General features: G+C 55.6%; 13 protein-coding genes. All 13 read left to right on the top strand.

Annotation, left to right across the window (positions count from 1 at the left end; translation table 11 throughout):
• Window positions 1-199 precede the first annotated feature (199 nt).
• On the top strand, window positions 200-736 hold the full coding sequence (locus EJ361_RS03500; protein WP_126243946.1) for a sigma-70 family RNA polymerase sigma factor: 537 nt from the start codon (window positions 200-202) through the stop codon (window positions 734-736).
• A gap of 54 nt (window positions 737-790) precedes the next feature.
• Window positions 791-1879, top strand: a complete 1089-nt coding sequence (locus EJ361_RS03495) for a FecR family protein (RefSeq protein WP_126243945.1) — start codon at window positions 791-793, stop codon at window positions 1877-1879.
• Window positions 1880-2157: 278 nt separating this feature from the next.
• Window positions 2158-2769, top strand: a complete 612-nt coding sequence (locus EJ361_RS03490; protein ID WP_126243944.1) for an RNA polymerase sigma factor — start codon at window positions 2158-2160, stop codon at window positions 2767-2769.
• Window positions 2770-2806: 37 nt separating this feature from the next.
• Window positions 2807-3946, top strand: a complete 1140-nt coding sequence (locus EJ361_RS03485) for a FecR family protein (RefSeq protein WP_126243943.1) — start codon at window positions 2807-2809, stop codon at window positions 3944-3946.
• A gap of 241 nt (window positions 3947-4187) precedes the next feature.
• Entirely contained in the window at window positions 4188-7574 is a 3387-nt protein-coding gene (locus EJ361_RS03480) for a TonB-dependent receptor (protein WP_205686916.1), read from the top strand.
• A gap of 44 nt (window positions 7575-7618) precedes the next feature.
• Window positions 7619-9511: a RagB/SusD family nutrient uptake outer membrane protein gene (locus EJ361_RS03475; RefSeq protein ID WP_164714064.1), complete on the top strand. Its 1893-nt coding sequence runs from the start codon at window positions 7619-7621 to the stop codon at window positions 9509-9511.
• A gap of 30 nt (window positions 9512-9541) precedes the next feature.
• Window positions 9542-10747, top strand: a complete 1206-nt coding sequence (locus tag EJ361_RS03470) for a DUF4959 domain-containing protein (RefSeq protein WP_126243940.1) — start codon at window positions 9542-9544, stop codon at window positions 10745-10747.
• 32 nt (window positions 10748-10779) lie between these two features.
• Window positions 10780-11856, top strand: a complete 1077-nt coding sequence (locus tag EJ361_RS03465; RefSeq protein WP_126243939.1) for a DUF4998 domain-containing protein — start codon at window positions 10780-10782, stop codon at window positions 11854-11856.
• Window positions 11857-11900: 44 nt separating this feature from the next.
• The gene (locus tag EJ361_RS03460; protein ID WP_126243938.1) at window positions 11901-12758 is read left to right on the top strand and encodes a hypothetical protein; all 858 of its coding nucleotides are present in this window, start codon (window positions 11901-11903) and stop codon (window positions 12756-12758) included.
• Window positions 12759-13195: 437 nt separating this feature from the next.
• Window positions 13196-14995, top strand: coding sequence for a 3-keto-disaccharide hydrolase (locus EJ361_RS25810; protein ID WP_240646534.1), 1800 nt, complete (start codon window positions 13196-13198; stop codon window positions 14993-14995).
• Window positions 14996-15016: 21 nt separating this feature from the next.
• Entirely contained in the window at window positions 15017-16990 is a 1974-nt protein-coding gene (locus tag EJ361_RS03450; RefSeq protein ID WP_205686915.1) for a c-type cytochrome, read from the top strand.
• A gap of 328 nt (window positions 16991-17318) precedes the next feature.
• Window positions 17319-18314 (top strand): helix-turn-helix transcriptional regulator, encoded by a 996-nt coding sequence (locus EJ361_RS03445; protein ID WP_164714063.1) that lies wholly within the window; start codon window positions 17319-17321, stop codon window positions 18312-18314.
• Between the two features lie 154 nt (window positions 18315-18468).
• Window positions 18469-20184 (top strand): OmpA family protein, encoded by a 1716-nt coding sequence (locus tag EJ361_RS03440; RefSeq protein WP_164714062.1) that lies wholly within the window; start codon window positions 18469-18471, stop codon window positions 20182-20184.
• The last annotated feature ends 24 nt before the right edge of the window (window positions 20185-20208 follow it).

Genomic DNA, 20208 nt, shown 5'->3' with positions numbered 1-20208 from the left:
ATGGTGCAAGAATACCTGGATCACCACAAGGATGACCCAGGTGCTAATGCTGAAAATTTAATGCTGGAGTAGGACTTTAGTCCGGCATACCCAAACCTCTGCACTTTCAGTGCAGAGTATTTTAGTTTATCATTTCCCGGCCTGTTGCGCAAACAGTGCAAGACGCTGTATTTTCGGCGGCCGGTAGATACAATATGCTATGACATTCGCAGATCAGCCGAACGATTTGTTGCAACTGCTCCGGCAAGGAGATGCCGCAGCATTCGAATACATCTATACCGCATTCCGGAAATGGTTGTGGGTGGCTGCTTTGGGTATCCTCGAAAATGAAGCGGAAGCCGAAGAGATCGTGCAGGAATTTTTTCTCGATTACTGGCAGAAGGAAATGCAGCGCGAATTCACTGATCTGCGGCATCTCAAGGGTTTTCTTTATGTCAGCGTCCGCAACCGTTGTTTCAACCGGCTGGAAAGGAATAAAGTGATGAAGAAGCGCCAGGCGCAACTGCCCATCCCCGGCAAGGTGGAAGCCAATGACCGCATCGCCGAAAAGGAATTGCAGGAACGCCTGAAAACAGCCATCGGCAAATTGCCGGAAATGCGTGGAAAGGTTTTCCTCATGGGATATATTTTACACCGTTCCCGCCGCGAGATCGCCCTGGCGCTCCGCATCAGCGAGGAATCCGTCAAGAAGCATATGACATTGGCGCTGCGCGATCTGCGCGGCATGTTGAAATAGCCGGCTCCGCATTCACCCGCGGAGGCCGGTTTCGTGTTTTGTTACCGAAATAGCATGGAAGAAGAATATTTAATGCAATTGATGAGCGAAAAGCTGGGAGGGGTCATTGCTCCGGAAGACGACCGTCTGCTCGAAGACCGGATCGCCACGGACCCCTCTGCCCGGCAAGCCTGGGACGCTTACCGCGCCCGCTTCAGCGATGGCGACCTGGCCAACGGGTTCGCCCGCGCCGCGGCGATCGACTGGCCGGCATTGCCTGCCCGGCGCTCCGCCCGCCGCCGCAAGTTATATTATTCCATTACCGCCGCAGCCGCCGTTGCCGCGGGCATCTGTTATTTCATTATCCGGCCCGCAGCGCCTGCCGCCGCCACGATCGCTTCTACCGAAGTGACGCTCGTGCTGGCCGACGGCCGGGAGCTCAAGGCCGGCACACCCGCCGCCGTCAAAGGACTGAAAATGGAGCCCGCCGGCATGGAGATCTCCCCGGCGGAAAACGCGCCCGCCGCCACGATGAACACCCTCTACGTTCCCCCGGGCAAGGATTACCGCGTGAAAATGCCCGATGGCTCCACCATCTGGGTGAACGCCGCCTCCACGCTGCGGTTCCCTGCAGATTTCGGAGAATCCGGCAGAACGGTGGAACTAACCGGCGAAGCCTTTTTCGACGTGGCGCCCGATCCCGAAAAACCTTTCGTGGTACGGTCGGGCGGGGGAGAAGTGACCGTCCTCGGCACTACTTTCAACGTTAAAACCTATAAACCCGGTGAAGGACGCGTTTCCCTCCTCACCGGCGCCGTGAAAGTACGGCGTAACGGCCTCGAATTGCAATTGACACCCGGCCGGGAAGCCTCGTGGACGGAAAACGGAGGCATGACCGAACAGGGATTTAAAACCCTGGAAGCCGTCGGCTGGAAGGAAGGCGCCTATTATTTCGATGACGCTCCGCTGCCTGCCATCGCCGACGCGATCGGGCATTGGTATGGCATAAAAGTACAGGTGGAGGGAGAAGCCCGGTTCTCCTGTCGCCTCGACAGGCAGTTGCCGCTGAACGCATTTCTGCAACAGCTGTCCGCCACCGGTACGTTGTCATACAGCTTTGGAGAAAACGGAACGCTGTTGCTAAAGGTGGTTCCCGGGCAATGACGCCTTTGCGCGCTCTTCACCTTCCAGTATGCGCAAAAAAAACATCGGAAGTCATCAAAATCTGCCAAATCCCCCCTGCACCTCCGGGTTATCTTCGGAATACGGGTGTCGTTAACCCGTGCAAACACCACTAACCGCAGACTAGATGAATGCACCGAATCTATATGCTGCCAGGCCAGGTGCCAAGGTCTCTAAGGCCGGATCCCCTGCCGCCTGTCACGTGTTGCCATGAAACAACGACTAAAACAGGTACCGTCTAATTTTTCAATGTTGTCCACGTGATCGCTGAATCCCATAATTACCTGGAACTGCTGGCCAATGGCGACCAGACCGCCTTCCGCCGGCTCTTCGAACGATATTCCGACAGGATCTACGGAGTAGCCATAGCTTATACAAAGTCACATACGCTGGCGGAAGAAGCCGTGCAGGACATTTTCCTGAAACTCTGGACCAAACGCGCTTCCCTTCCGGCCGTCAACCAGCTGGAATCTTACATCTTCATCCTCACCCGCAATCATATGCTCAATGTTTTGCGCGATATCGCCAGGGAACGCGCATTCATCCGGGAACAATTGCTGGCCGGTGACGATGCTGGCCCGCCGGCACCGGTATCCGCCATCATCCGCAAACAATCCCTCGAGATACTGGAAGAAGCCCTGCTGCAGTTGCCGCCCCAGCAACGGGCCGTTTTCCGCCTTACCCAGGAGCAGGGTATCAGCCTCAACGAAGCCGCCACCGAACTGGGGCTTTCCCGGAACACCGTGCGGAACCATCTCGCAAGGGCCATGGCCTTTATCCGTGCTTATGTAAAAAAACAGGAACATACCGTTCAACTGATTTTCCTCCTCACTGCAGAAATTTATCACTGGCACTGGTACACTTTGTCTTAACCGGTGTCTTTATAACTGATCACATACCTGATGTTCCATGAAGCATGAAAACGGCGCAAGCCCGGAGTTCAGCATCCTGTTGCAAAAATACCTCAGCGGTAACCTGACCGATGAAGAGTCGGACGTACTGTTCCGCCTGCTGCCAGACCATATCGATGAGCTGGACGATCGCCTGGCCGAAGACCTGGCATCTGGCCGGTTCGACGGTTTTACGGACCAGGCGTTGCGGGACCGTTTGTTCTCCCGCCTGCCACTGCGCCGCCATGCCCGCGTGTATCGCTGGCTGCCTGCCGTAGCTGCGGCGGTTTTGCTGATGATCGCAGGGCTGTGGGCACTGAACGCCGGGCGTTCCGAAACGGGGCCGGCGCAGGTAAAATGGAGCGCACCGCCCGTTCCGGCCGGTAACAAGGCCGTGCTCGTTTTGGGCAACGGAGAAGTTATCCAGCTGGAAAGTGCGGGGAACGGCACGTTGGCGCTGCAGGGCGGAGCGGCCGTGTCCAAAATCGATAGCGGAATGTTGTCGTATAAAAAGCAGGCGGTGGATGCGGAGCCCGTTTTTCACACGGTCGCCACGCCGAAAGGCGGCACCTATGCCATCGTACTTCCAGATGGAAGCAAGGCCTGGCTCAATGCAGCTTCCACTATCCGCTTCCCGACCATATTTGATGTAGTGAGAACGGTGGAAGTCAGCGGCGAAGCCTATTTTGAAGTGGCGAAACGGCAGGGGGCGAAGTTCGAAGTGCGGGCAAACGGGATGAAAGTTTCAGTGCTCGGAACGAAGTTTAACGTAAAAGCATATGCAGACGAGCCAGACGCGAGAGTGACGCTGGTGGAAGGGTCGGTGCGGTTTTCAGCTGGGGCGGACAGTGCCGTGCTGAGGCCTGGTGAACAGGGCGTAACCCGGCAGGGTGTGTTCACGGTAGCACCGGCCGATATAGAAGCCGCTACGGCCTGGAGGAACGGGATGTTCCACTTCGACAACCAGCTGCTGGCAGACATTATGCGGGAAATCGGCCGATGGTACGATGTGGAGGTCCAGTATGCCGGAAACGCATCCGGACGCAGGTTTTCAGGGATCATGCGCCGGAGCGGGAGCGTCGGCGATGTACTGAAATTCATGCAGTTGGCCGGCGTAAAATGCGAATTAAACGGAAGGAAAATCCTGGTAAAACAATAACCCGAATTTCAACATTCCGGTTGGACCCAAAATAAAAAACCGTTCCGTGAGGAAGACGGAACGGCTATGCCATTGGGTGACACCGGCAGATGAAGCCGGTCATAAACGATTGTCGGAAAGTTTATTTATCAACCAACTACCGTGATGCCAAAGCAAAACGGCCTAAAACAAATGTATGCATTTACAACCAAAGTCGAGCCGGCCATGGCGGCCCGGTAATCGCTTCTATTCAAAATTGGCCATGAAACTAACAGCGGCATTCTTATTAACCGGGATCTGTATGCAGGTGAGCGCCAGCAGCTACAGTCAACAGATCACCCTTTCCGGCAGGAATATGCGGTTGAAACAGATCTTCCGGGAAATCAACCGGCAAACCAGCATGCAGTTCTTCGTAGAAGACGAATTGCTGAAAGACGTGGGCCGTATCGATGTGGATATTCGCGACAAACCGCTGGACGCGGCCCTGAAAAGCTGCCTGGAAGGCCTGCAGCTGGATTACACGATCGTGGACCGCACCATCGTCATCACCAAAGCCATTCCCCGCGCCGCAGCGCCCGAATCCGTTCCGGAAATGCTCGTCATCACGCTGAAAGGCACCGTAACAGACGAGCATGGCATGCCGCTGCCCGGCGCTACCGTCAAATTGAAAGGTACCAGCAAAGGCGTGGCTACGGATGCAATGGGCCGGTTCACCCTCGAAGTGCCCGATAAAGGCGCCGTGCTCGTGGTTTCTTACATCGGCTATGAGCCGCAGGAAGTTCCGGTAACCGGCAGCGGCCCCATTTTGGTTGCTTTGAAGCCGTTGGAAGGAAAAGTGGAAGAAGTGGTGATCGTAGCGCACGGCCGGCAAAAGAAGTCGGAAGTGGTCGGCGCCGTAACCACCATCAAACCCTCCGAGCTGAAAATCCCCGTGAGTAACCTTACGAACGCTCTGGCAGGGCGCCTGGCCGGGGTGATCGCCTTCCAGCGGAGTGGCGAACCGGGCTTCGATAACGCCGACTTTTTCGTGCGGGGCGTAACTACCTTCGGTTACCGCAAATCCCCCCTCATCCTCATCGATAACATCGAATCCTCCGCCACCGACCTGGCGCGGTTGCAGGTAGACGATATCGCCAGTTTTTCCATCATGAAAGACGCAACGGCCACAGCGCTCTACGGCTCCAAAGGCGCCAACGGCGTTATCCTCATCACCACCAAACAGGGGCAGGAGGGGAGCGTTACACTTTCGTTCCGCGCGGAAAATTCCCTTTCCCAATCCACCCGAAACGTGGAAATGGCAGACCCCATCACCTATATGGAACTGGCCAATGAAGCCATCCTCACCAGGAACCCGCTGGGAGGACTGCTGTATTCCAAAGACAAGATCGAAAATACCCGGAATGGCACAGATCCGGTGGTTTTCCCTTCTACCGACTGGCAGAAAATGCTGCTGAAGAATTCCACCAATAACCAGCGTTTCAACCTCAGCCTCAGCGGCGGCGGAAAAGTAGCGCGGTATTATGTTTCAGGCTCCATGAACATCGATAACGGTATCATGAAGGTGGATAAAAAGAACAACTTCAACAGCAACTCCAAACTCAAATCCTATTCCATCCGAAGCAATATCAATATCAACCTAACGCCCACAACGGAAATGATCGTGCGGGTATCTGGCAGCTTCGACGATTACAATGGCCCGTTGAAAGGCGGCTCGGATATTTATGCGCAGATCATGGAATCCAACTCGGTGTTGTTCCCTGCATCTTACGAACAAACAGAGGAAACGAAATATGTAAAGCATATCATGTTCGGCAACGCGGCAGAAGGTAAGTACAACAATCCGTACGCCGACCTGATGAGGGGATATAAGGAATCCAACCGGTATAATATCAACGCGCAGGTGGGCCTGAACCAGAAACTGAACTTCATTACCAAGGGCCTGTCTGCCAGGGGAATGGTCAACGTTCAGCGATTTGGTGAGTTTTCCGTTTCCCGCTCCTATAATCCGTTCTATTATGTCGCCTATAACTACGACTACGCCACGAAGGGCTATTCCATCCGGCCGCTCAACCTGGAAGATGGCCAGTCGGAAGCGCCGGCAGGTACGGAATATTTAGGCTACGAGGAAGGCCCGAAATCCCTGTCGGCCGATTTTTACGGGGAGCTGGCCACGGATTACAGCCGCACTTTCGATAATGTACACAGTGTAAGCGGAACGTTGGTGGGGATCGCCAAAAGCAGCCTTGCCGGTAACTCGGGCTCTCTCCAGGGATCGCTGCCTTTCAGGAACCTGGGCTTGTCTGGCCGTATGACGTATGTGTACGACAGGCGTTATGCTGCGGAGTTCAACTTCGGGTACAACGGGTCGGAGCGGTTCCACGAATCCCATCGCTTCGGGTTCTTCCCTTCCGCAGGCGTGGCTTACACCATTTCGGAAGAAAAGTTTTGGGACCCTTACAAGAGCTGGATCCCTAAGCTGAAGATCGCCGCTACATACGGCCTGGTGGGCAACGATGCGATCGGCGACTCGAAAGACCGGTTCTTTTATCTCTCCAACGTCAATATGAAAGACGGCGGTTTGGGCATGACGTTCGGTACGTTAAAAAATTATACGCTGTCGGGTATCAGCATTTCCCGGTACGCCAATAACGACATCTCCTGGGAACAGGCTGCGAAAACGAACCTGAGGCTGGAAATGTCTGTTCTGGGAAAAGTGAATATCGATATGGATATCTATCGCGAACAGCGGTCGAATATTCTTATGGACCGTGCTTCGGTACCTACCACGATGGGGCTGTCGGCAATGTCCCGCGCGAACGTGGGAAAGGCGCACTCGGAGGGGATCGATTTTGCGCTGGACTTTACGCACCAGATCCGGCGGAACTGGTGGGCAAAGGGCATGGCCAATTTTACGTATGCCACCAGTGCCTTCGATGTTTATGAAGAACCGCAGTATAAAGAAGCGAATAAACTGCACGTTGGCCAGTCGCTCAGCCAGCAATGGGGATATATCGCGGAACGACTGTTCGTAGACGATCTCGATGCCAGGAATTCCCCGCGGCAGAATTTTGGTCCTTATGGTGGCGGAGATATCAAATACCGCGACCTGAACGGCGACGGGCAGATTACCGAGCTCGACAAGGCGCCCATCGGTTTCCCGTCTACGCCGGAGATCGTGTATGGCTTCGGGGTGTCTTCCGGTTTCGGGCGGTTCGACTGCTCCGTATTCTTCCAGGGGCTTGCCCGGGAATCGTTCTGGATCAATGCGGACAAGACTTCGCCGTTTATCAAGGAACAACGCCAGTTGCTGAAGGTTTGGGCGGATAATCACTGGAGCGAAGACAACCAGAATATCTACGCGCTTTGGCCGCGCCTCAGCATCGAGAAAAGCGAAAACAACATCCAGGCCAGCACCTGGTTCATGCGGAACGGTGCATTGTTGCGCATCAAATCCGCCGAGATCGGATATACCCTTCCGGCATATCTCATGAAAAGGCTGCGGCTGACCAATGCCCGCGTTTACGTGAACGGGAACAACCTCTTCACTTTCAGCAAATTCAACCTGTGGGATGTGGAAATGGGAGGCAATGGCCTTGGGTACCCCATCCAGCGAGTATTCAACGCCGGCGTGATGCTGTCTATCAAATAATCACCGCATTCTATCAACATCCTGACACGAAAATGAAAATTACCATGAAGATCATACGCATTCTGCTGGTGGCTTGCCTGGCCACGATGGGGTCCTGCAAAAAGTTCCTGGATATCGTACCCGACAACGTGGCTACGCTCGACCAGGCTTTCCAGCTTCGCGCCACCGCCAAAAAATATCTGTTCACCTGTTATTCCTATATCCCGGAACTGGGCGATGCGAGCAGCAATTATTCCATCCTCGGGTCCCGCGAAATTTCTACGCCCTATCCGGGCTCGCAGTCCGGAATCCGCAATTCCATCATCGAGTTGGGGTATGACTACCAAAACGTCGTTAACCCCATCGCCAATTACTGGAGCGGCGGCGGCGATTACGGCGGCACGCCGATGTTCGTGGCGATCCGTACCTGCAATACTTTCCTGGCCAACATTCACAAGGTCCCCGATATCCAGGAGCCCGAGCGCAGGCGGTGGATCGCAGAAGTTAAGACCCTAAAGGCGTTCTATCACTTCTGGCTGCTGCGGATGTATGGGCCGATCCCTATCGTGAAGGAAAGCCTGCCTATTTCCGCAGGGGTGGAAGCCGTAAGGGTGAAACGGCAGCCGGTAGACGAAGTGGCGGCTTATATCGTGCAATTGCTCGATGAAGCGAAAGCCGACCTTCCGCTTATCATCACCAATCAGCGCGAAGAACTGGGGAGAATGACGCAGCCCATCGCGACGGCCATCCGGGCTTATACGCTGATGTTGAATGCCAGCCCGCTTTTCAACGGGAATAAAGACTATGCCGCGTTCGGCCATGCCACCGGCCAGCCGCTGTTCAATCCCGAATTCAGCGCGCAAAAATGGACTTTAGCCGCAAAGGCCTGTGAAGACGCCATCCAGTCTGCGCATGATGCCGGTTACAAACTGCACCGCTTCGTAAAACCTTTCGATGTCAAAGATATCGGCGATTCCACGCGGATATGCATGGATATCAGGGGAGCTGTAACGGAAGAATGGAACTCCGAAGTGATCTGGACGCTCACGCACAGCAATACAGACGCTTTGCAGCGGCAATGCGCACCGAGGAACGATGTGTATTCGTACACCATTTCCTTGTGGGCGGCCAATATGAAAGCCTGCGAGATATTCTATACGAAGAACGGCGTGCCCATAGATGAAGACCCTTCCTGGGATTATGCAAACAGGTACACCACCCTTAAAACCGTTCCCGCCACGCACCGCGCTATCCTGAAGCCCAACTATACGACATCGTCTTTCAATATCGACCGGGAATTCCGTTTTTACGCCGACCTCGCGTTTGACGGCTCTTCCTATTTCATGAAGCAACGCCCTAACGAAGACAACTTGCTTTACATCAATACCATGTGGGGCTCATCTTCGTCGAACGGCCTGTCGCGGACCTCATTCACGGGATACTGGCCGAAAAAGATCGTCAGCTGGAAAACCTCCGGTACCGGGAATTCATACCTGGCGGATGGTTACGCCTGGCCTGCCATCCGTTTGTCGGCATTGTATCTGATGTATGCCGAGGCATTGAACGAAACGGAAGGCCCCGGTGCAAGGGCTTACCAGTATCTCGACAGCGTGCGCGCAAGAGCGGGGCTGAACGGGGTCGTGGAATCCTGGGCCAATCATTCCCGCAACCCTTCCCGGCCCGCTTCCAAAGAAGGGCTTCGCGGCATCATCCAGCATGAAACGATGGCGGAATTCATCTTCGAAGGGGAAAACTACTGGAATATGCGCCGCTGGAAACGGCTGGATTACATGAACCGTCCGGTTACGGGTTGGGACATCCAGCAGAACACACCGTCGATGTTCTACCGGATGCGGACGCTCTATACGCCCAATAATACCTATCGCGAGTACCTGGCGCCGATCTCGGAAAACGATCTGAACGTAAACCCTAACCTGGTGCAAAACCCGTTGTGGTAATCCTGCTTTCCCATCATCAAAAATTACATCATGAAGAAATCATTCCAATATATCTCATATAGCCTGTTGTTCGTTGCCGGTATGGTCTTTTCCGGCTGCCAGAAACAGACGGGTACCGACAGGGAGCCGATTTACAAAGACGGGAAAAAGCCGTTGCCTGTAAAAAATGTGCGCGTCCAGAATTTTCCCGGCGGAGCCACCATCATATACGATATCCCGGCCGAACAGGGTATCCTGTACGTGCAGGCCGATTTCAAGATCAACTCCACGGCTTCCCAACAGGTGAAATCTTCGTTTTACACCGACACTATCGTGGTGAGGGGCTTTGAGCGGGAAGGCGACTACAAAGTGATGCTCTCCTGTGTCAACCGCAGCGAGGTGAAATCAGACCCGGTGGAAGTGACCGTTCATCCTGGCATTCCACCGTATCAGAGTGTGAAGGCTTCGTTGAAAGTGTACGGAGATTTCGGAGGGGCCAATATCGCATTTGAAAACCCCACCGGCGGGGAAATCGCGATCATTTCGCTGGTAGACACGATCGGGAAGGGGGAATACGTTTACACGCATTATACAAAAAATACCGCCGGCAACTTTTCCGTGCGCGGATTCCGGTCGGGCGACCGGAAGTACGGGGCCTGTGTGCGCGACCGCTGGGGCAATACCAGCGATACCGTTTGGGAAACCGTCCGTTCCATGAACGAAGTGGAGCTGGACCGGACCATTATGCAGGCGCTCGTCTTGCCGGGCGACCAGACGGCCTGTTGCGGTTCCGATCTCAACGTGCCGTTGCGAAATCCGTACCAGGCGGGCGACTATTCCTTCTATGGTGTCCGGAACCCTGGCGATTCAACGCCGCCGCGTATCACGGTAGATATGGGCAAACCGGTCGTACTGAGCCGCTTCCGGTATTACATGCGGAAAAACGGCGGGGCCGAGTTCAAAAACGGCACGCTGCGCTTCTTCAAGATATACGGCAGCATGAACCCGAATCCCAGCGGCGCGATAGACGGCAGCTGGACGCAGATCGGCGGGGTGTACGAACTGGTCAAACCTTCAGGATTACCCTACGGCCAGCAAAACGCGGCGGATCATGAAGTGATCGACAGCGGCTCCGAATTCACCATGCCGCTCCCGGCCGTTCCCATGCGCTATTTCAGGCTGATGCTCATAGAAACCTTCAGCGGTGGCCTGGGGATGGAAATATCCTCCCTCAAGTTCATGGGCGATTATTTATAATCCAGATTCCAGACTTTTAAACTACTACTCGCATGTTTCAAAAATATTCATTGCTGATGATGGCGGTCATCCTCCTGACCGCATGCACGAAAATGGACCACTCCTATGCGCCTTACCTGGAAAATGGCGAACAGCTTTATCCGGGCGTTCCCTACAAGTTGGAAACACATGCCGGCAGAGGGAGAATAGAAGTACAGTTCACCCAGTCGAAAGATCCCGATATCGTTAAATACGTGTTGTATTGGAACAACCGCCAGCAGAAACAGGAAGTCATCCCTGATAAGCAGAACGCCGTCATGAAAGTGATCGTGCCGGGCCTGGATGAAGGGGATTACACGTTCGAGATCGTTTCGATGTACAGATCCGGCAATTCATCCACGCCAAAGTCTGCCATCGTGAGCGGAAGGGCGCTGGGCAGCCGGTTCGAATCGGAGCTTTTCATCCGGAAAATCCGGGCGTCCAACTGCCGGAAAGGCTTCGCATTGCAATTTTTCGAGGCGGATGCTTCCGCCAGGTATACGGACGTTACGTATAAAGACGCCGGCGGAACCCTGCAGCAAAAAAGGATTGCCGGTACTGCTGCCAGTTTCGACACGTTGGAGAATATTCATCCGTCTGCCGTTTCCCTGGTGTTCCGCACCGCCTACCTTCCAGACAAATGCATCGATACGTTTTACGCCGAAGCAACGGTGCCTGTTAATCCGGCATCCGGCAGTTTCGTATGTACCGGCACCATGACCGATTATACGAACGCATCGCTCACCGGGCCTTATCCTTGGAACGTCACGCTCCGGCAAACCGGAGCACTGACGCTCGAAATGGTAGACGACGATCAGACGCATGACGTGTTCCACAAGATTCTCAGCAACGGTTCGCCTTCGTATTACGGCTCCTTCGGGTTGGTGTTTACGCTGGATGCCGCCAATAACGTAACCGGCGTGGTGAACAAACACGGTCAGCCCTCGTCCAACGGCCGGTCTGCCCAGCTAGACCCGTCTGGCGTCAACAAGTACGACCCCGTCGCGAAGGTGCTGCAGGTGAAATACTGGATGAACCAGCCAGGAGAAACGCACCGCACCCTGTTCGATGAAACGATGACAATGAAGTGAGGAAACATTCCGCCATTTTTTTCACCATTCATAGCTTAATCATCATGCACGTAAAAAAACACGCCGGCCGGTTGTTGATGGCACTGCTGATCTGCTGTTCAGCCATCGTTTCCTGTAAAAAGGATATAGCACCTGTTCCCGAAAAAATCAAACTGAAACAGGAGCGGATGAACATCACGTCAGGAATCTTGGAAAACCTCGGGATGGACCTCTGGTATTCGCTGAACGGACCTCCCTACATCCTCGTGGCCTGCAACTATACAGGCGGCGCCAATCTGCTGGATGTGGCCATCAATTACAGCGGGCAAACCCAATATGGCGTGATGTGGCCCAACGGTTCAAATACGTCCGCGTATTTCCAGCTGTCGACCGGTGAGATACCTACCTCCCGCTATACCGTTACCGTGCAGGTAGACGATAACCAGGGCAACGTAGCCACCACCAATATCAGCGTAAACCCGCCGCCCGGCGGCGTGGGAACGCCACTCAAGGGATCGCTGTCGGAAATGAAGGGCACCCAGATGAGGGAGCAATGGTCGAACATCAACCGTCATTACTTCAGGTTCAGTTGGGTCTACAACCCGTCGAACTACGTGTACCGCGAGGAAACGGTATATATCGGGATGAAGTTTTATGATAGCCAGGGATATTATGTGGGCGCAGTTACCGGTTCGGGGCAAACGAATTCAGTATCTTTCACGGAAGTCAACATTCCTGCGGAGATCGTCGCGGAAGCAACTTATGTGAAGATTCTGGCAGGTTCCAGCTATAGTGAGATCAACCCGTACGATTATAATGAGCGATGGGAAAACCTGCAATTACTGACGCCGGTATCGTTTTCCAATTACGATCAGAACAATGTGGGGATGACGTTCAGGGATAAGACAATACCGGTCAACTGATCCGTCAAACTCTTTCCACTTTGCATCTCCATTAACCATTTGAAAAGGCCGCGGGCGTCTGCCCGCGGCTTTTTCCGGGAATAACAGGCCCAGACTGGCCGGTGGGAGCGGGTGGACGACTATTTTCGGGCGAAAAAGCGCTGCCGGCCCGGGCGCCCTGTTTTACCGCCGGCACCGCTTTCCGGCCGTTCATGTAGGTTGTACGCTATGCGGGACGGGCGGGTTTCGGCCCGTTTAGCTAATGGGTTTTGCCACGCCAATTGCCCGTTTTTCAGGCGGGTCGAACGATTTTATGCTAAAACGATATAGCCAGGGGGCGTCAAAAGGGTAGGGGACACGCTTTACCATCCGTAATATTTTGCCTTCAAACCCAACTACAATAATTATTTTGAGCAACTATGGTACAAAAATCGAATCGCACTTTTGTAAGCCGGTCCATGATCGGCTTTTTGTATGCATGCGGTGCCGGCCTGATGCTGGCCCAGCCTGCTGCGGCGCAATCCGGGAAATGGCCGCTCACGGACCTTTCCGCCTTCCGCCAACCCGGCGGTACCTGGCAGATCGCCGGCGACATATCCGCCCGGCTCGGTAAGCCCAACGCCCTCGAAATCACCAAAGGCACCGGCGTCCTGGTAAACCAGCCCGGCAAAAAGCAGCATGGACAAGATCTTTACTCCAATGTAGAACATGGTGACATCGATCTCGAGCTCGATTACATGATGGCCGCAGGCTCCAACTCCGGCATCTATTTCCAGGGACGATATGAGCTGCAACTGTTCGACAGCTGGGGCAATCCCGCTCCCCGTGCGGCCGACAACGGCGGCATCTACGAACGCTGGGACGATTCCCGCCCCGAAGGCCAGCAAGGCTACCAGGGCTACGCCCCCAGGCAGAACGCCAGCAAGGCCCCCGGCCTCTGGCAGCACCTGAAGGTTTCCTTCCAGGCCCCCCGGTTCGACGCGTCCGGTAAAAAGACCGAAAACGCCCGCATCATCCGCGCCGAACTGAACGGCGTCGTGATCCACGAAAACGTAGAGCTGCAGGGCACTACCCGCGGCGCCAACGGTAACGAAGCCCCCACGGGCCCCCTGCGCATCCAGGGAGACCATGGCGCCGTTGCCTTCCGCAATATCAATATCACCGGGTACCCTGCCGCCCGTCCTACCCTGACCGGCCTCACCTACACCGTATATAAAGCGGCCAACGCCCGCGAGCTCGATCCCGCCACGGCCAAAGCCGAAGCAAAAGGCTCCGCGCCTACGCTCACCGCGAACGCCGGTCCCTTCACCCACGGCTATCAGCTCCGCTACACCGGTAAGCTCAACGTAGAAAAAGCCGGTGATTACAACGTCGGCGTTTACGCCCAGGGCGGCGGCGCCAGCCTGGCCATCAACGGTAAGCAGATCGCCGGGTATGGCGGTAACGGCCGCGGCAAGGCAACCCTTCCCGCAGGTACCTCCGACGTGGAAATCATCTACGGCCGCGAAGGCGACTGGGGCGCCCCTACACTCGGGCTCTACATCGCCGGCAACGGCCTCCGCGAAATCCAGTTCGGTGACCCCGTCACGCCCGACAACACCGATCCCATCCTCCTCGAAGCCGATCAGACCACCATCCTGCGCAGCTTCATGGACGCGCCGGGCCGCGAAAAGATCACCCACGCCGTGTCGGTCGGCAGCCCCGAAAAAGTACATTACACCTACGATCTCGATAATGGCATGCTCGTGCAGGCCTGGCGCGGCGGCTTCCTCGAAACCACCCCCATGTGGCACGAGCGCGGCAACGGCACCGCACGGCCCGTTGGCACGCTGCAACGCTTCGGTCGGACCGCCTTCACGCTCAACCGCCTGGCAGACGCCGGCGCAGCCTGGAGCGCAGATTCCGCCGGAACCAGCTTCCGCCCCAAAGGATATGTGCTCGATGAGAAGGACCGGCCCACCTTCCGCTACCAGGCTTTCGGCAGCAACGTGTCTGACGCCATCCGCATCCTGCCCGACGGTTCCGGTTTCACCCGCGACCTGGAAGTGACCGCCCCTGCGGCCGACCTCTTCGCCAAACTGGCCGAAGGCGCACAGATCGAACAGGTGGAAAAAGACCTGTACGTGGTAGACGGCAAATCGTTCTACCTCCGCATCACCGATACCGGCGGCGCCAAACCCGTGGTGCGCACATCCGGCAACAAACAGGAACTGATCGTTCCCGTTCGCGGCAAGCTGAGCTATTCCATCCTTTTCTAAACCAATGACTGAATCATCGCAATGAAGCATATATTTAAAAAAGCGGCGATGTGCCTGCTGCCGCTGATGACGCAACTGTCTTCCTCTGCGCAGGAAACGCCGAAAGAAGAAGACTATTTCCGCATCCTGAAGGTGAGCGCACCGGAAGGTACCCTGCTCGAAGTAGGCGGCCTCACCGTGCTGCCCAACGGCGACCTGGGTGTGGCTACCCGCCGCGGCGATATCTACATCGTGGAAAACCCCACGAGCCGCCGCCCGCATTTCCGGAAATTCGCCAGCGGCCTCCACGAAGTGCTCGGCCTTGCTTACAAAAACGGCGACCTGTACTGCGCACAGCGCGGTGAACTGACCCGCCTTTCCGACACCAATAACGACGGTAAGGCAGACGTGTACGAAACCGTTTACGCCTGGCCGCTTTCCGGTCACTACCACGAATACAGCTTCGGGCCGAAACTCGCGCCCGACGGTTCTTTCTTTGTTTCCGGCAACGTAGCGTTCGGTAATGAAGAATGGTGGCGCGGTGAAAGCCGCGTTCCCTGGCGCGGTTGGGTAATGCATATTTCTGCAGACGGCAGCCACATGGAGCCCTGGGCTACAGGTATGCGCTCCCCCTGCGGCCTCGGCATGATCGACGGCGAATTGTTCTACTCCGAAAACCAGGGCGACTGGATGGGGTCCGGTGGCGTTTGGCAGGTAAGGAAAGGCGACTTCGTGGGGCACCCCGCAGGCCTCCGCTGGTCGGATATGCCGAATTCTCCCATCAAACTGAAAGACGAAGACCTCTATAAACAGGTGGACCAACGCCGTGTCCGCAACGGGCAGGGCAGAATGGTGAAACCGGAAAACGTGGTGGACGAGAAATTCAAAACACTGTTCGAAGTGAAAAAAGCCATCCCGCAGATCAAACTGCCGGCTGTTTGGCTGCCGCACGGCGTGCTGGGTATCTCCAATTCCGAAATCCTCCCCATCCCCGAAAATACCTTCGGCCCGTTTGCCGGCCAGCTCCTCGTGGGCGACCAGGGCCAGAGCAAGATCATGCGCGTAGTGCTGGAGAAGGTGAAAGGTGAATTCCAGGGCGTGGCGTTCGATTTCAGACAGGGATTCCAGTCGGGCGTGCTGCGCATGGCCTGGGGGAACGACGGTTCGCTGTTCGTAGGCGAAACCAACCGCGGCTGGGGCTCCGCCGGCGATGCCAACGAAGGTTTGCAGCGCCTGGTGTGGAACAACCGTATCCCTTTCGAAATGAAGACCGTAAAAGCGATGCCCGACGGATTCGAGATCGAGTTCACCTTGCCGGTAGACCCTAAATCAGCCTCCGACCTGGCCGCCTATTCCGTGGAAAGCTTTATTTACAAGTATCACCCGGTGTATGGCAGCCCCACCGTCAACAACGAGAAATGCGAAGTGAAAGGCGTGAAAGTGTCTGAAGACGGAACGAAAGTCCGCCTGATCGTCGACAACCTGCGTCAGTATTATATCCACAATATTTCCGTGGAAGGCGTGCGCGAAAAGGATTATTTCTATTCCACCGTGCATCCCAACGCCTATTATACGCTCAACAATATCCCCGAAGGCGCCAAACTGGCCATGACCGGGGTGAGCACCCGCAATTCCGTGAAGGAAGCCGAAGCGGCCGCCGCCAAAACGAAAGCCGCCGAAGCCGCCAAAGCGAAATCCGCTCCCGCGAAAGGCGCCGCAAAACCCGGTGAAACCACCGCCGTAAAAGCCGCCGCCAAAACGGCCACCTACGAAGAAGTAAAGCCACTGCTCGCGAAATACACCTGCGCCGCCTGCCACAACGCAGACAAAAAACAGGTAGGCCCCGCGTTCAAGGATATTGCGCGTAAAAAATACACCAACGATATGATCGTGAAACTGATCTACAATCCCAACCCGGAAAACTGGCCCGGCTACGCAACGGAAATGCCGCCCATGCCCCAGGTCCCCAAGGCCGATGCCCTCCGCATCGCCAGCTGGATCAATTCGCTGAACTAATCCTGATTACCGGGAATATCACCAGCGGCGGAAGACTTCACGGTTTTCCGCCGCTTCTTTTTGTAGCATCCTGAGAAAATATTTTCAGTTGGATACACCCCTAAGGGTATGTTTTTGCATTATTAATATGATAATTTAGATGCTTTACTACGTATTAAAGAAGCGAAACTTAAAACGCTTGTTTCTCCAACTTGACTTATCCGTGAAATCGCGATTCACGGGCGACGAACTATCACTATTGAATACCCCGTTTTAATTTTTCTCCAATTGGCTTTGGGCAAATTCAGCCGTCGTATTGAATAACCGTCTAAATGAATACGGTATGGATATGCCATTATTGCCAACCAGAATTCTGTGGATAGACCGGCCGGAGCATGCCGAGCCCATCCCGGTAGCCAGCCTGCCCAAAGAACAGTTGAAGGGCCTGTTGTGGAGTGCCCGCGTGTATTTCGAGGATGATGCGGAATGCAAGATCGTGACCCAGGAAATACCGCTGGGGCCGCTTTCCGTCTGGTTCCACCACGTGATGCCCAAAACCTCCATGATCCTGTTCCCCCAAACGCCTTTCCAGAACGTCATCCTCCATGTCATGCTCGGCAGCCACGTGCGTGTGCTCATGGGGAACGGCCGTTTGGCGGATTTGCGGAACCAGCGGATGGACCTCTTCAACCTCTGCGATTACCTGAACACGGTCCCCCTCGAGCCGGGGCAGTGGTTCGACAGCTTCCACCTCAATTTCCGGCCGGAAATGGCGAAGGAATTGATGGATGAATACCCGGAACTCAACGGATTGCTGACGCCGGCCATCATACAGGGCGAAGGGCATCTGAACACGCGGTCGGTATTTTTCAATGAAGTTTGCCAGCGTGCGCTGAAGGAAATCCTCTGTTGCAAACAGATCGGCGACCAGGGCGGCTATTTCGTCCGCCGCCAGGCCGTCACTATCCTGACCGTTTTCCTGCGGACGATGCACCTCAGCGCCGGGGCGTACAAAATGTCTACCAAGAACCGCCTCAAAACCGCCGCTTGTTATCACTTCCTTCGTCGCAACTTCACCGGGCCGCATACATCCGAAAGCCTGGCCGAACGCTTTTCGCTGGACGCCCGTCTGCTGGAGGAATGCTTCCTGGCAAGGTATGGCCGCAGCGTCGGTGAATTCATCACCGATCTGCGGATGAATTTAGCCTATCACTCCCTGATGAAAACGAAAGCCAGTCTTACCATGATCGCAGCCGACACCGGCTTCGATTCCCTGGCGGCTTTCCGCATCGCCTTCCGGAAATACTTCCGGGTGGGGCCTGTACAACTCATCAAGGCGCAATAAAGTCATACCATATTCCTATGATAAAACCAATATGGTGCCTGCCAGCCGGGTACTATACGAGGGGCTTGTCCGGCCGGGCAACCCCTTTTTTTATGCCCGTAACTCCTTTTCTTACAAACAATTCTGCGGGATGGGGGTTATTATGATAGGTTACATGAAAAACTATCCGATGTGTAAAAAGCCGCATTTCTTTGCCCTCGGTTGCCTGGGGGCCGTATTAACCCTTCCTGCCTCGGCACAGCAGCAACCCACTTACGAACAGTTGGGAGACCGCTATTTCGTGACCTGGCAGTTCGATAAAGCCGCACCGGTATACCAGCAACTCGCAGGCCGCAAGCGGGCCAAACCGTACGTTTTTTACCGGCTGGGATACAGCGCCGAAATGAATGGCGATGCCCCCGCCGCCATCGCAGCGTACCGGAACTGCATTTCCCGGGACCCCGCGGCCGACAGCCTCTGGATCCGCATCGGCGACCTTTTCAAAATGGAAGAACGATACGACTCCGCCCGCCAGGCCTACGCCCGTTACCCCGCCGGCGGCCCGGAAGCCGCCCGCGCCGGGGTGCGGATGGCCGGCTGCGATTCCGCCCTGCTGTGGCGCGCCAATCCGGAAACCGTTCGCGTCAGGAACGAAGATCAGGTCAACAGCACGTATTCCGACTGGGGCGCTTTCCGCCGCCAGCAACAACTTTGGTACACCTCGAACTTCAACCGGCTGAACAGTCTCGATCAAAAAATATCCAAACAAACACATTTGCCTTATTTCGCCGTTTTCCGCTGGAACGATGAAAAAACGAGCCGGATGAACGTCGATAACCTGGCGCATATGCTCGATCTCAGTAATTTCCACACCGGCCCGGTGTGTTACGGGAGCGATACGGCCTACCTGACCATCAGCCGGCCCGGCCGCCCGGAAACGGAAAGGCTGGGGTGGAGGCGCGCCCTCCGCGTGAAAACCCGGCGGCTGGAACTGTTCCTCGTTTCCGGGGAAACCGTCACGCCTTTCCCTTACAACGATCCCAAAAACTTTTCCGTAGGCCACGCAGCGCTGAGCCCCGACGGCCGCACTTTATATTTCGTATCCGACCGGCCCGGCGGCCAGGGCGGCACCGATATCTGGTTCTCCCCGCGGGAGACAGACGGCAGCTGGGGCACGCCCGTGAACTGTGGCCCCGGCATCAATACGCCCGACGATGAAATGTTCCCCGTTTTCCAGCCCGACGGGTCGCTGTCGTTCGCCAGCGAAGGGCATCCCGGGATGGGCGGGCTCGATATTTTCAATTCCACCGGCAGCGGCAACAACTGGTCTGCGCCGCGCAACCTCCATCCGCCGTTCAATTCCGGCAGAGACGATTTTTATTTCGTGGAAACGGAACCGCTGAACGGGTATTTTGCGTCGGACAGGCCGGGCGGAAAAGGCAGCGACGATATCTATGCGTTCGCCGTCATCCCGCCACCACCGCCGCCGCCGCCACCACCTCCTCCGCCACCGCCACCGCCGAAAGTAGGGGATGTGTTCGTGCTGAAAGACCTGTATTACGACTTCGACAAATATGCCATCCGCTATCCGGACGCCGCGCATGTGCTGGATTCGCTGGCGATCATTTTGCAGGAACATCCCGCCATGCGCATTTCGCTGGAATCGCATACAGACAGTCGAGGCAACGATGCGTACAACATGCGCCTGTCTGACCGGCGCGCCGAATCGGCCGTGCGTTATCTCGTTCAAAAAGGCATTGCGCAAAACCGTTTGGAATGGAAGGGCTATGGTGAATCGCGGCTCGTCAATCGTTGCTCGAACGGTGTGAATTGCACGGAAGAAGAGCACCAGGCGAACCGGCGCACAGAAGTGCGGATACTACAAGAATAGAGACTGATCTGGTATACAAATGGA

Source organism: Chitinophaga rhizosphaerae (assembly GCF_003958645.1).
GTDB lineage: Bacteria > Bacteroidota > Bacteroidia > Chitinophagales > Chitinophagaceae > Chitinophaga > Chitinophaga rhizosphaerae.
Note: the sequence above shows the minus strand (reverse complement) of the source record. Positions and strands in the feature narration are given on the sequence as shown.

Bases quoted from the DNA above. Each gene is read 5' to 3' on its own strand.
- EJ361_RS03445 (WP_164714063.1), top strand. From the start codon at position 17,319: ATGCCATTATTGCCAACCAGAATTCTGTGGATAGACCGGCCGGAGCAT.
- EJ361_RS03465 (WP_126243939.1), top strand. From the start codon at position 10,780: ATGTTTCAAAAATATTCATTGCTGATGATGGCGGTCATCCTCCTGACC.
- EJ361_RS03480 (WP_205686916.1), top strand. From the start codon at position 4,188: ATGAAACTAACAGCGGCATTCTTATTAACCGGGATCTGTATGCAGGTG.
- EJ361_RS03500 (WP_126243946.1), top strand. From the start codon at position 200: ATGACATTCGCAGATCAGCCGAACGATTTGTTGCAACTGCTCCGGCAA.
- EJ361_RS25810 (WP_240646534.1), top strand. From the start codon at position 13,196: ATGATCGGCTTTTTGTATGCATGCGGTGCCGGCCTGATGCTGGCCCAG.
- EJ361_RS03495 (WP_126243945.1), top strand. From the start codon at position 791: ATGGAAGAAGAATATTTAATGCAATTGATGAGCGAAAAGCTGGGAGGG.
- EJ361_RS03485 (WP_126243943.1), top strand. From the start codon at position 2,807: ATGAAGCATGAAAACGGCGCAAGCCCGGAGTTCAGCATCCTGTTGCAA.
- EJ361_RS03440 (WP_164714062.1), top strand. From the start codon at position 18,469: ATGAAAAACTATCCGATGTGTAAAAAGCCGCATTTCTTTGCCCTCGGT.
- EJ361_RS03460 (WP_126243938.1), top strand. From the start codon at position 11,901: ATGCACGTAAAAAAACACGCCGGCCGGTTGTTGATGGCACTGCTGATC.
- EJ361_RS03475 (WP_164714064.1), top strand. From the start codon at position 7,619: ATGAAGATCATACGCATTCTGCTGGTGGCTTGCCTGGCCACGATGGGG.
- EJ361_RS03450 (WP_205686915.1), top strand. From the start codon at position 15,017: ATGAAGCATATATTTAAAAAAGCGGCGATGTGCCTGCTGCCGCTGATG.
- EJ361_RS03470 (WP_126243940.1), top strand. From the start codon at position 9,542: ATGAAGAAATCATTCCAATATATCTCATATAGCCTGTTGTTCGTTGCC.